The 12,231-nt window shown below is 38.7% G+C and carries 12 protein-coding genes; 4 read left to right on the forward strand and 8 right to left on the reverse strand.

All coding sequences use genetic code 11. The features are described 5' to 3' along the window. Positions 1-108: 108 nt before the first annotated feature. Both B3H30_RS06125 and B3H30_RS06130 read right to left on the reverse strand, forming a co-directional pair. Positions 109-1,083 carry a hypothetical protein gene (locus B3H30_RS06125; RefSeq protein ID WP_112375687.1) on the reverse strand — a complete coding sequence of 325 codons (975 nt, stop codon included), beginning with the start codon at positions 1,081-1,083 and terminating at the stop codon, positions 109-111. A 54-nt stretch (positions 1,084-1,137) separates the two neighbouring features. Further along, complete coding sequence (locus B3H30_RS06130; RefSeq protein ID WP_146753122.1) at positions 1,138-1,509, reverse strand: hypothetical protein; 372 nt, start codon at positions 1,507-1,509, stop codon at positions 1,138-1,140. 91 nt (positions 1,510-1,600) lie between these two features. Between B3H30_RS06130 and B3H30_RS06135 the strand changes: the two genes are divergently transcribed. From B3H30_RS06135 to B3H30_RS06145, 3 genes are all read left to right on the forward strand, one after another. Further along, positions 1,601-2,590 carry a helix-turn-helix domain-containing protein gene (locus B3H30_RS06135; RefSeq protein ID WP_204990822.1) on the forward strand — a complete coding sequence of 330 codons (990 nt, stop codon included), beginning with the start codon at positions 1,601-1,603 and terminating at the stop codon, positions 2,588-2,590. Positions 2,591-2,724: 134 nt separating this feature from the next. After that, positions 2,725-3,279 (forward strand): MauE/DoxX family redox-associated membrane protein, encoded by a 555-nt coding sequence (locus B3H30_RS06140; protein WP_286833688.1) that lies wholly within the window; start codon positions 2,725-2,727, stop codon positions 3,277-3,279. A 188-nt stretch (positions 3,280-3,467) separates the two neighbouring features. After that, positions 3,468-3,767 (forward strand): hypothetical protein, encoded by a 300-nt coding sequence (locus tag B3H30_RS06145; protein WP_146753121.1) that lies wholly within the window; start codon positions 3,468-3,470, stop codon positions 3,765-3,767. Between the two features lie 59 nt (positions 3,768-3,826). Here B3H30_RS06145 and B3H30_RS06150 read toward each other — a convergent pair whose 3' ends face one another. Genes B3H30_RS06150 through B3H30_RS06165 form a run of 4 tightly spaced genes read right to left on the reverse strand, consistent with a single transcriptional unit; the run spans position 3,827 to position 10,066 of the window. Continuing rightward, on the reverse strand, positions 3,827-5,236 hold the full coding sequence (locus tag B3H30_RS06150) for a RagB/SusD family nutrient uptake outer membrane protein (RefSeq protein WP_286833691.1): 1,410 nt from the start codon (positions 5,234-5,236) through the stop codon (positions 3,827-3,829). 12 nt (positions 5,237-5,248) lie between these two features. After that, positions 5,249-8,401: a SusC/RagA family TonB-linked outer membrane protein gene (locus B3H30_RS06155; RefSeq protein ID WP_286833693.1), complete on the reverse strand. Its 3,153-nt coding sequence runs from the start codon at positions 8,399-8,401 to the stop codon at positions 5,249-5,251. After that, positions 8,398-9,693, reverse strand: coding sequence for a TlpA family protein disulfide reductase (locus B3H30_RS06160; RefSeq protein WP_112375680.1), 1,296 nt, complete (start codon positions 9,691-9,693; stop codon positions 8,398-8,400). The genes B3H30_RS06155 and B3H30_RS06160 overlap by 4 nt, the downstream gene beginning before the upstream one ends. A 4-nt stretch (positions 9,694-9,697) precedes the next feature. Continuing rightward, positions 9,698-10,066 (reverse strand): hypothetical protein, encoded by a 369-nt coding sequence (locus tag B3H30_RS06165; RefSeq protein WP_146753120.1) that lies wholly within the window; start codon positions 10,064-10,066, stop codon positions 9,698-9,700. 683 nt (positions 10,067-10,749) lie between these two features. Here B3H30_RS06165 and B3H30_RS06170 point away from each other — a divergent pair. Continuing rightward, a complete protein-coding gene (locus tag B3H30_RS06170; RefSeq protein ID WP_112375678.1) occupies positions 10,750-11,169 on the forward strand; it encodes a helix-turn-helix domain-containing protein in 420 nt (139 codons plus the stop codon). A 143-nt stretch (positions 11,170-11,312) separates the two neighbouring features. Here the strand turns inward: B3H30_RS06170 and B3H30_RS06175 are convergent, their stop codons facing one another. After that, entirely contained in the window at positions 11,313-11,750 is a 438-nt protein-coding gene (locus B3H30_RS06175; RefSeq protein ID WP_112375677.1) for a hypothetical protein, read from the reverse strand. Positions 11,751-11,791: 41 nt separating this feature from the next. Beyond that, a complete protein-coding gene (locus B3H30_RS06180; RefSeq protein ID WP_112375676.1) occupies positions 11,792-12,205 on the reverse strand; it encodes a hypothetical protein in 414 nt (137 codons plus the stop codon). Between the last annotated feature and the right edge of the window lie 26 nt (positions 12,206-12,231).

A 12,231-nucleotide genomic window follows, 5' to 3' on the forward strand; every position in this document is an offset into this window, starting at 1 on the left:
AGTTTAGGTGTGTAGAACAAATATTAATCTCAACAACTATAAAATTAGTAAAAAAAATATTTTACAGTTTAAAGAAAATACTACTTGTTTCTTATAAAAGAGAGTTAATTACTTAAAAAATGCCCTAAACTTACCAGATATGATCTTAAATTCATTTTGAGCAACCCACACTGAGCGACCAGTTGTAATATCAAAAAGCATTTCTTTATTTTGCATATACAATGGTAACCATAAACTAGATCTGATATTTTTATATCCGTCTTGTATGGTAGTATGATCAAATATAATTGGCAAAAATTCCCACTGAATAAGCTCTTCAATTTTAAGGTGATGGATAGGTTTGAAAATACTTTGAAGAACGTTATGATAATCTAATTTATTTTTAACAGCGATATCTTGAACATACCGCAATTTGATTTTCTCATCAACTATTGTTAAAAATAGACTCGTAATCGGAATCTGGGTCCAGTAACTCAATCCTAGAATACCTTCCCTTAGATTTATATCTGAATTATAAAGATTTACTTTAGCCCAACCCTTTCCATGCTCATTTTTACTAAGCTGTCCGTCGATAAATATAACCACTTGAAACCCCTTACTAATGGCATCCTTTAACCTTAATAAAGGATTTCCAACGTCCGATCTTATAAATAATAAATCACTTTCTGTAGCATCCTTTCCAAATGAAAGTTTAAATTGTTTTCTATATATAGCTACTTGCTCCTCATAGACATCTGAGCGAAGCAACACAGCCACTTTGAACCCAAGTACAATTAGGACCCTAGCAATCATTCCATATGGTCCGATATGCATACAGCTCCATATTCGAATGGTTCTATCAGTAAATGGCCAAATATCAATAAGATGTTTTAATAACAAATCATTAACCTGATGACGTTCCTGACTAGACCAATGCTGATACATTTTTAATAAATTGAAAACTGATTCGTAGCTTTTAACAAGCTCCCAATGATAAAAAAGAGAGGCGCATTTTAGCCCTCTAATCCATCTTTCAGAACTAAAAAATAGCTTGTTATGTGTTGACGAAGGGTTTTGATTATTATTTTGGTTAATGAAATTCATGTTCTATCTGTTTAAATTGCTAAAAAATAAGGTGTCCGGATCACCAATTAGATTTTATAAGTAGTATAGACTACATTTTTCTTCTGCAGATTCGATCATGAACTTTATTGTTTCCAAATTGGAAAATGTATAAAGTGCTTGATCAGCTAATTGTTGCATTTCATTAAAAAGCTGTTCCATTATCTTTATCATCTTTTGTTTTCGCTCAGTACCAAACTTGCCCAGTTTGGTCACTTTGCTTTCAGGCCATGAAAGCGTTGTGATCACAAGGCCTAATTTGGTAGAAAAACAAGACAAAAGATTCATTTTTGAACACACAGGTTCTGTGAGCCTGTGAATCAAAAATTTCCATATACATAAAAATTCACAGTATCTAAACATCTCTTCACAGGCTCCCAAAACCTTTCTACATTTATCTTTGGTCACTCATTAAAATTTTAGTAAAATAACATCTTAACTATTAAATAACGGTTAATCAAGCTATTAAACCTATTCCAACATTAACAGAGAGGAGTTTATGGAAAGAAGTTATGATTTCACCTTATCACAAGAATATCGAGCTGTTGATCAGCCAAGACAATCTGTTACCTATCCAATTCGTAATGCGCATGAACGACATTGGACGAATCAGAAGAACAGCATAAGTGAGCTTACCTTCGATGGGCGATATGGATATCTTTATTACTACGAATTCTGGATAGAACGCGAAGAAAATATCCCAGTGTGTACCTCTATGGGTGATCTTCATCTTGTCTATCCTTTATTGAGCAATTCCCCACTAAGGCAAATTCATAGCACTCAAGATTTCATGATGGATTTTGAAGAAGGACGAGGTGCTTATCTTTATCTGGCTAAAGGAGAGTATAAATTGAAAATACCCAAAGGGCATCATATTATGGTCGGCTTTATTTTAGATGCCGGACTATTCCGACCACCTGCCAACCGGCACTTCAGCTTTTTGCAAGATTTGATAAATGCAAAAAAGGGGCAATCAAAGCGGTCGATTACTAGTGTTACTTTTCGGGTCGGTGAAATCACTAAAGGTCAATTAAAATTGCTATTTAGCAAGATTAACCCCAATATACTGGACAATGAGCATTTCATCTTAAAAAATATCATCTTTCTAATTCAACTAAGTCGATTTAAATTACGTGATGATGAACATGAGATGCTGATTGACCGAGCTCGCAATTTACTACAACTTATGATTCTGCATCAGGGGGCAAAGGCTAGATTATGTGATATTGCTGAGGTTCTTTTAGTAACTAGGCATCATCTCAATGACGAGCACAAAAAACACTACGGATGTAAATTTATAAGTTACCGTCATCAGGTTTTATTAGACCATATTGCGTCTATAATTGTCAGTGAAGATAAACTTTTAGCCACTGCAGAAGAATGCGGTTTTAGTAGTACAACGGAACTGAATGCTTTTATTAAAAACCAAACGGGGTTAACTTCCTTAAACTTTAAGCAGTTTCATAAAAAAAAAATCACCAATGACTAAAGTTTTATATCCAATCAAATAGACTGAGATATCAAATATACTTTTCTACCTTCTTGCACATCCCTTTCTACCTAACGGTCTAGTTCATATTACTGTAATTTAGCATTATCAAACTTAATAAAGGATAAAAACAGATGATGGAGCAACGCGGAAAATATATTCAGAATAGTGGAACTGCAACTTCAGAAGAAGTTCAAATAATGAATACACCTAGTTGGTTAAGACGTAAATTCATTTATTTGGCTTCATACATCAAAGAGCATCCACAGGAATTTGTCTTGCAGGTATTGACTTTTGCCCTGCTCAGCCTGTGGATTTATGTCGGCTCGAAAAAGGTATTTACCTACGTCGAATTCCGTGCTTCGATGATCAGACAACCCTTTGAAGATCAGTATGGCATTATGCTGTCGTATATCCTACCAGCCGTGGAATTGGCCACCGGTATCCTCTTTATTTTTGAAGCGACAAAAAGATTCGGTTTTTGGCTGACACTCCTGTTGATGCTTGTTTTTTCAGGCTACGTCCTCCTTGCCTTGCGTGATACTTGGGGAAGTCTTCCCTGTGATTGCATCCTTGAATTTCCCATTAGCTGGAAAGCCCATCTCTGGGTCAATGGCCTGATCACGATTACATGTATTACAGGTTTATTGCTTGATAGAAAGATAAAGCTTCGCATCAGAGGAAATTGATGATGAGGTTAGGTTCATAAAAAATTAGCAACAGCTACAACATCGGAAGCTGAGCCCAAGGCTGGCTCGGCAGAAGGGCTCGTCTGCCAAAAGACCAAAGGTTTCTCGTCCTTGATCAGTGTTAATGATGGGTCAGAAAGAGAAAACTAATACATTTTATTAAACCAAAAAATCGATATGCTATGCATATGAGAAAATTCAAAATTAATGCAAAAGCCGCAGTAGCTGTGGCCGTTGCAATGGCATCCTTTGTCGGCTTTAACAGCTTTAAAAAAGCCGATAATCTGTATTGGTATCATCGAGATGCTGCAGGAAGTTACAGCTTTATCGGTCAAAGTCCGACGCAGCCATCGAGCCCAGATTGTCAAGCTCCAGTTACAGACACTGAAATCTGTATGAAAGGACTTAATACCAATCCAAGTGCTTCTACTGTTAATGATGGTACGTCAGCAGTTCAGACTATTGAACGCGAACCGCTGAACAATTAATTAACAAGCGGTACAAAACAGAAGGCTCCAATCTTTATTTTGGAGCCTTTTGCATTTATCTATCTTGGATTTTGAGCCATATCGGGATTATAGCCTATGATCAGACTTGGTATGAGAAAAGCATATCTTTTATCATTAGGATTGAGTGTGTACCTTTCATCTCCCAAAACACGATGGATGGTCAACGACTCTCCTTCCATGTTATATCTCCTGAGATCCGTCCACCTCAAACCTCTAAAAATCAACTCCCGTCTGCGTTCATCGCGCACAAATTTCAGCAATGATTGCTGATCTAAGGCAATAGACGCAGGTACTTTATACAGATCTGAATTCGCCGCGAATCGATTTTTTCTTAGTTTCTCAATCGTCTCAACAGCATCTTGCGTCCTTCCGAGTTTTGCCTGACATTCGGCTTTTATCAGATAAACCTCATCTGTGGCCAGTCCTACAAAAAAAGCTGTGCTGGCATAAAAACTTCCTTTGTACCGAAAACCACTAGGCGTTGCCGTTCTAAAAAATACCCCTTTCCGCAGATCTTCCTTCACATAGCTTTGATATAAGTTGGAATCAATTTTGGCAATGAAAATACTCAGCGGACTTGTGATTCCAGATCGGGTCACGAAGGTACTTTTAAACAGCACTTCCGTATCCATAATAGCTGATCCCTGAAAAGGATAGTTGGCCGAGGCCGAGAGCTTATTGTAATCCAATAGCCCATCCACGATATTCAGGCTGGCATCTGCCGCAGCCAAAGCCTTATCATAATCGCGCATAGAAAGATACACTCTCGCCAACAGTGCATAGCAAGCAGTCTTTGACGGCCTTTCTTTGTAAGAAGAAGTTGGCGGCAGCGACTCAACAGCATCCTCCAGATCTTTGGTAATCTGCGCATAAGTTTCGGGTACTGTGCTACGTTTTATCTTTTCGGAGACATCGGCATTCAACCGAAGCGGAATACCGTATGGCTCCATATCAGCCAAACCAAAAGGATAAGCAAAAACCTGCGCAAGCTGAAAAAAGGCATGCGCGCGGTAGAATAATGCCGCAGCCCGTATCTCCTTCCACCGGGCCAAATCATAGTTCCCAGCTTTCATCTGTGATAGACCGTCCAACACAATATTGGCCATAAAAACACAATTGTAGCCTCTATCCCAATCGTTGAGGTTATCGCCCGAATTCGCATCTTTTGACCAGGTATAAAAGTCGCGATAGAGACTTGTCAGGCGATTTTGATACAGGTCGGTTGTCAGATAGTAATCATCCGATCCAATCTCCCCGAGTTCGGGCACCAAACCCAATCCATTCGGCACACCGTTCATATCAAAATCATTATCCAGTATAGCCTGAAAATCTTCCAGTGAAGATGGCACCACCAAGCTCTGATCAGGCTTCGCATCCAAAAATTCTGTTTTGGAACAGCCATAAAACAGCCCCATAAACAATAAAAAAATAAGTATTAAATTTTTCATAATCACTGCAACTTAAAATGTAAAACTTATACCGAAAACATAAGTAGGCCGAGACTTTGGCATATTATTGAAATAGGGATCAATACCCATATTATTGCCTATCCAGGCCCAATTAGGACTCTGCACCTGCGCAAAAAAACGAGCATTTTGAATACCCCATCCGCGCGTAGTTTCAGGCAGCAAAGAATAATAGAGTAATATATCTTCAACCCGAATATTGTCCGATTTTTGGACCAATACCGAAGAATATTTATAAAACTGATCGCGATCTGAGTTTCCTGTTAAATCAAGCGATGGGACATTCGTATTTTGTTCGTCCCCTGCCACTTGCCATCTTTTCGCATAATCTCCATGTGCATTAAATCCAGCCAATAAAGCTGAACTAAAAAAAGAAGAAGTACGAAAATAACCGCCAAATTTGAAACTGAGATTGACCGAAAGACCTACATTTTTATAAGTCCATTCATTACGCAAAGAGCCGTACCAAGGTGATTGCATCGGACCATTATAGACCATATCCTCTATGCGCGTATTGTTCAATATAGTTTTATAATCTTCCGAAATTTCACCACTGATTATCCCCTGCGGATTGCCATTATTGGGATCGAGCCCTTTCCAAGGATAGCTGAAAACAGCATATAGCGGTTTCCCTTCCAGTGGACTGATTCCTGAGCTGCCTAGATATGGTAAGGGTGATGCACTTTTGGGCATCAGATACTTTTTCACCTTACTGTTTGTATAACTCAGATTGAGGAATGTATTCCATGTCACAGCAGATTCCATATTTCGCGACTGAAGCGTTAAATCCCATCCGTGACCATCCATTGAAGCGACATTTCCGAAGAAAGAAGTTATTCCCAATGTAGGGTCCATAGGAGACTGTGAGAGCAGGTCACGGCCATTTTTTAGGTAGTAATCCAATGAGCCCGATAAGCGGTTTTTAAAAACCGAGAAGTCGGCACCAAAATTAGCTGTATTGATCTTTTCCCAGCGCAGGCTTTTGTTTGGCGGTGAGTTGAGCCTGGCAGCAGGTAGTCCCGAAATCGTATAGGAAATATATTGTATGGTCGTCATTGCGGTAGCCATTCGCGATATATTCCCATTGACACCATAAGAAGCCCTTAGCGCCAACCGATCCAACAGTCCCGTCTCATAGCGCAGTCCTGCAGACCAGAAAGGTGTCCCCTTGGCATTCGTCTCCACACCAAATAGATTTGCCTCGTCTTTGCGCACACTACCCGAAATAAAAATCTGATCCTTATAAGAGACTACTGCATTTCCAAACCAAGACAAGAAGTTATCTGTCCGCTTATTTACCCCCGATACAGCGGGAACTTTAGCTAATGCCCCATTGCTCAGCAAAGTGAAATTCGTTATATAATCCACGTCCCTCACTACAGACATACGGTCATCGACATAGCCATAGTAGCGACCATATTTGCCCTGTTCGATTTTCGCCCGGATTTCGTATCCGGTAATAGCATCCAGGCGCATATCCGCATTGATTCTTTTGTTGTAATCAAGCTGTAAACGTCCCTGATGCGACTGTAGCGTACTTTCATTGAAGTCCAATATCCCGCCTTTGGGAATAGCACTCGTCCAGTTTCCATTCTTTTTGTAGGCATACTGATTGGAAAGTCTTCTGACAAGGTATGAATCGCTTTTGTAGTGATTGTCGTTACCATCAGAGCCGATCTGATATTGATACCGCAGGCTGACCGATAGATTCGCGATTGGCTTGATGGCAAGTGCAATATTATTTGTCAGATTATAACCAGCGACCTTGTTATCTACAGTATTGAGGTCGCGTACCGGATTAAAAGACCAATCCTTTAAATGCCCTGCTCCCACTGTATCCAAGTAAGCTTTGGGGTGGTTCAGATAAACATTTTTTGGGCTACCATCCGCACCGACAAGTGAGGCATACGGATAGATTTCACGATTGTCCATGATCAGATAGCCCGGATTCGCATTAGCCTGTTGTCTTGCATGCGTATACTGCAGATTGTGCGAAAGCTCGATTATGGGTGAAAGTCGAAATGTATTGTTGGTCCTTATCGTCAGCCTATCATCCGCTGTACCACGAAAATTGGAAAGTTCCTTAAAATAACCCACCGAAGTCATATGAGAAACCTGCTTCGTCCTGCCTGAAATCGCCACATGATATTGCTGCCGAAAGCGTGGTCGGTATAGATACTGCGCCATGTCCTTCCGCACATCATTACTTTTCATTTGTTCAATCTGGGCATCTATCGTCGCGTCATTGGGATTATTCCTTTTTTGAAATAACAGCTCTACCACAGGTGTGATCGGCGTGAGGTAGTAAGGTCCATTCAATAAGTTGTCGTAGGCACCTTGCGCAAACCGCAGCTTTTCAAACTCGATCATATCCGCTGACCTAATCCAGTTTAAATTGTTCAGATCAGGCCTATTCTGCAGGGCAAAGTCAGACTTGAAATCAATCTTCAATTTATAGCTCAGTCCCTGTTTGGTTTTGATGACGATCACACCATTTCCTGCCCGAGCGCCCCAGATACTTGCCGACGCTGCATCCTTCAAAATAGACACCGAGGCCACGTCACTGGGATTGATCTGACTGATATCCCCCTCGTAGGGAAAATCATCTACCACAATGAGCGGTTTAGCCTCTGCTGAAATCGTACTGCGTCCCCGGATCAAAAATGCATCAGTCTCGGCAGCATCTCCTTTATTGAATTGAATACCTGGCGAAAGCCCCTCAATACGCGACAGAATATTTGTTCCAGTCGTCCTATTGAGCATCTTTTCAGAGATCACATCCACTGATCCCGTGATCTGATCCTTGCGTAGGCGCTGAAACCCCGTATGTACCACCTCCACATCTTCGAGCATGACGATCTTGCTCGCCAAGCGGATTATTCCGTCCGCAGGCCAATCCTTTGTAGCCATTGTTTGAGGTTCATAGCCCAAGATCATGATACGAATAGAGTCTTTCGGATTTGCTTCGATGGAAAACTTTCCATCACTATCTGTAGACGTCGCGCTATTGGAAGTTAGATTTCTGACCGTCGTGTGGAGCAGAGCTTGCCCCTTAATATTGGTCACACGTCCATTTAAGATTTTCTGCGCATAGACCTGGGAAACCAGACCAAGCATTGCGATTATAATGTAAACTAATATTTTCATCGTGCAGGTTCATTTTTAGGATCAACAACAATTATTTCCAAAGATTCAACGGTATGACTCAGTATCAGGCCATTCAGCTTTAAGAATTCAGCCAATAGCGCTTCATCCTTGGCGAGCGTAGGAATGGGTTCATTGGTATATAAGACCGTTTCTAAGGACAGATCTGTTGTATAGATCGGCAGATCTACTTTCCATTTGAAGTTGGTATTTAACAACGCGAGTAAGGATCGCAGATCTGTATGGTGCTTTAATTTTTCAAGCTTCTGTACTGCGCAATTTTCTTTCTTCAGGATCTTCATCACCATCATATTCCGCCATTGCTTACCCACATCACAGTTAAAGGAAGCTTTTAAATCCGCTAGAAACCAAGCTTTCATCTGATCATCGGGTGTTGCTTCAGGAGCAATCAGCTGGTAGCAGCCCTGCTGGCTTATGAAATTGGTATTAGACCGTTTTACCGTGTCTATCCATATTCTATTGAGCGGCATACCAGTCGAGTATGCTAGCATACTCAATACCCATGCGTTATTATAATACAACAGCTTCTGACCATTGGCCTGCATTATCCCATTATTACCGCCTATACCCTTTATATAACCCGTCATCACAGATTTCTTATAGATAGGAGTATTAATAAGCTTGGCAAATTCATCCAATGGTTTCGTCAGGCTAAAGTCCATAAATTCGGCTTTGACTTCCATTTGAGGAAGATGCCCATCGAGTGCAAGTGCAATATTTTTTTCATTTGCATCTACAGCTGCGCCGATATGGACAACCTTATTGTCCATGATCCATACCTGATGCGGAATACTTCGATGTGGAAAATACTGGAGCAATTGCGGATCCGAATACACGCTAAACGGATGAAAGCTGAGCTTTGCCATTTGTCGCTGTAGCAGATCAAGCTTCTCATAGGTAACCGGTATAAGGGCAAACCTGTCGGCATACTTCTTTTCAATAATTTGAAGTTTTTTGATTGACGCAATACAAGGTGCACACCAAGTCGCCCAAAAGTCAATGATCATGAGTTTTTTTGACTGAAAATCTTTGAGCTGTATATGCTCCTTTTGCTGCGGATCATGCATAACTGGCAATACCGTATTCCAAAGTTTATCAGGAATAGGATCGCCTATATTTAACGGATGAATGCTCGTATCTTTCTTGACATCAATTGACAGCGACAAAGATTGACTGGATACCTTTACAGTGCCTAATAAAGCATATAAAACCACAATCATCATGATCTTAAGCATTTGGATATGTAGCAGTAGGCTAAGATTAGTTTTTTTCATAATTCTAGGAATTGGGATTAGAAGGGGTTACACGTTGGAAGAAATCATAGATCCTTTTAAATATCTCCAACTCTTCCTTATTTGTATCTACTGAAATTGAGACTTTACTCAAATCCATTTCAGATATATGGATCATAAGATATGCTATCAAGACCCGGAGTAGATGGATAGAAAATTCAGTCAACAGTGGATTATATTTCATCTTTGCCTCATTACGAATGTCAGATTGTAATGCTGCAATACTTTCGTAAACTTTACTTAAGGAATACTGCTCCCAAAAGCTTTTCACGTTCTCAATTGGATTATATCCTTTTCGGTAAATATCATAGAGTTCCAAATCAAATTGGATCAAATAGTTATATTTAGGCATCATTTCTCAGATAATTAACCGCATGTTTGGGGCATAGCTATGCCATTCTGAATGCATCAGTTATTTTTTAAGCCAAACCTGCATTTAATAAAATTTATTGATTTGAAAGCTAGAGGGCGTTGAAGTGGAATTCATAAGGTGTTTATTATTGGTAATTTGCACCCAATAGCTATTAAGCCAAACATTGCCGGCTACTCGGAAAGATTATTCAGGAGATCTTATAATATTCTTAAATAATTGTTTTTTCATTTGCTCACTAGTTTAGTGAGCCTCTTAAACAAAATTATTCTTGCTACAAAAAACAATAGGGCCGGTCCTACAAAGTCTAATGCAACTGGCTCTGACAAAGCCAACCCTTCCAAGGAAGGGCTCCCCATTAGAACATAAGCAGGTACCGACCCTATTGAAATATAGGGTCAGGTAACACTACTCACACTCGCTGGGAAATTTGTCAGATTTGTTGTGCGAGGCTCGTATAAGCACCTATTATTTTATAATTAAGTGCTTAAATTTAGTCTATTTTTCTATAATATTCCATTTTTCCGTTAGGAATATTGATCAAAGATAATTAAAGAGTTAATAATTAGTAGGGTTAACGAAGATGTAAAATACACCTTACAAGATAAAATAATGAATTATGTTATCTTAAATTTTTAGTATATTCGTAATACAATTTTTCCTTTGTTATGTACAATATTGCTAAAAAACATATAGGTCAAAATATCCGAAAAATTCGTTTATTGAGAGGAATGAAACAGGAAACTTTTGCTAAGGAATTAGGAATTGCCCAACAAAATGTATCTAAAATGGAGAATAAAAAAGAAATAAGTGAGGAACAATTAAAGAAAGTTTCTGAAGTATTGCAAGCCAGTGTTGAAGCCATTAAAGGTTTTGATGAAAATGCAATTATTAACAACAATATACTGAATGATCAAGTTAATAACTATAATATTCATCCCGTTGAAGAAATTGTCAATGTTTTTAAGGGTATTCTCTCGTCAAAAGACGACGAAATTGCTAAGCTTCGCGCTGAACTTTTAAATCTTAAATCATCTTCGAATGAAGACAGTGAAAATTCAAATGTGAGAAGCATTAAAGAAGCCTAAATTTTTACAGATTTATATAGGATTTTTATCAAAAAAATAAATAAAAACTTGAGAACCTGGTCTCTGTACGAAAGTGCAGGGGCCTTTTCTTTGATTGAAAAGGGAGAATTATAAAATACTATAATTCTCACTTTTTTAAATGCCTAGAATTCTGTAAAAATTGCCTTTGGCTGAATAATGGAAAGATCTTCACGAACGACGTTGAATAGATCTTTGATTTGCTTATCGCTAAGTTTATTTAGAAGTATAGTATGTCGATACTCGTCATGTATATACAATTCACCACCAGGGAAATGTGCTGTTGCTATCCTGCAGCAACTTTTCCCACTTCTAATACACAGATAAATATCCAAATACGGGCCTATTTCATTCGCTATTAACAAAGTCTCATCTGTAGGTACGCCATTTGGAAGGGCTTTATTTATTTGGGGGTTTGAGAATTTTACTATAGCCATTCTGTTAAAAGACATAATACCTTCATGTGATGCTAAGCGATTTGAAAATTGAACCAACTCTATTGGGCCTTTGATATTTTCAATCCCAAATAGAACACTTTCTATTGAAAAATTTTGACTACTCATGATTTTCTTATTTATAAATTTGTTTTTAGGATCTTTTGCAGTTAGTCTCGATCAATGAATTTTTCTATGATCGCCGCAATATTTCTATTCGTAAATCCAGCAAAATCTACGGCTGATTTCTTCGTTTTAAATACCCTATGGTTCACTTTCCATTTTATCTTTTTACCATAGATATACATGGGCGTACGATATGCATTGAAATTTGTCCACTTAATCTCTTCATCACGGTATACCTTCGCTGAGTGAATAATCACTACATTCGATGCGTCATCACATGGATTTGTTGTAAGTAGTAAGTTTTTGTTTTTGTCGAAAATCTCGAACCGAATAAAGTCTTTATCATGAAGGATTATTTTGAATAGCTGTTTAATATCGAAACTGGAATTCGACAGAACATTCTCATCGAATTTTTTATATGTTAGTACGCCTATATTATTTTTATTCGTTGTTTTCATCTTTTTGAATTATTTAGGCGACCCAA

The organism is Sphingobacterium sp. UBA7038 (assembly GCF_002494055.1).
Lineage (GTDB): Bacteria > Bacteroidota > Bacteroidia > Sphingobacteriales > Sphingobacteriaceae > Sphingobacterium > Sphingobacterium multivorum.

What these genes read in the sequence shown, in the direction of transcription:
- B3H30_RS06125 (WP_112375687.1), bottom strand. Translation starts at nt 1,083, where the DNA reads ATGAATTTCATTAACCAAAATAATAATCAAAACCCTTCGTCAACACAT.
- B3H30_RS06135 (WP_204990822.1), top strand. Translation starts at nt 1,601, where the DNA reads ATGGAAAGAAGTTATGATTTCACCTTATCACAAGAATATCGAGCTGTT.
- B3H30_RS06140 (WP_286833688.1), top strand. Translation starts at nt 2,725, where the DNA reads ATGATGGAGCAACGCGGAAAATATATTCAGAATAGTGGAACTGCAACT.
- B3H30_RS06145 (WP_146753121.1), top strand. Translation starts at nt 3,468, where the DNA reads ATGAGAAAATTCAAAATTAATGCAAAAGCCGCAGTAGCTGTGGCCGTT.
- B3H30_RS06150 (WP_286833691.1), bottom strand. Translation starts at nt 5,236, where the DNA reads ATGAAAAATTTAATACTTATTTTTTTATTGTTTATGGGGCTGTTTTAT.
- B3H30_RS06155 (WP_286833693.1), bottom strand. Translation starts at nt 8,401, where the DNA reads ATGAAAATATTAGTTTACATTATAATCGCAATGCTTGGTCTGGTTTCC.
- B3H30_RS06160 (WP_112375680.1), bottom strand. Translation starts at nt 9,693, where the DNA reads ATGAAAAAAACTAATCTTAGCCTACTGCTACATATCCAAATGCTTAAG.
- B3H30_RS06165 (WP_146753120.1), bottom strand. Translation starts at nt 10,066, where the DNA reads ATGATGCCTAAATATAACTATTTGATCCAATTTGATTTGGAACTCTAT.
- B3H30_RS06170 (WP_112375678.1), top strand. Translation starts at nt 10,750, where the DNA reads ATGTACAATATTGCTAAAAAACATATAGGTCAAAATATCCGAAAAATT.
- B3H30_RS06175 (WP_112375677.1), bottom strand. Translation starts at nt 11,750, where the DNA reads ATGAGTAGTCAAAATTTTTCAATAGAAAGTGTTCTATTTGGGATTGAA.
- B3H30_RS06180 (WP_112375676.1), bottom strand. Translation starts at nt 12,205, where the DNA reads ATGAAAACAACGAATAAAAATAATATAGGCGTACTAACATATAAAAAA.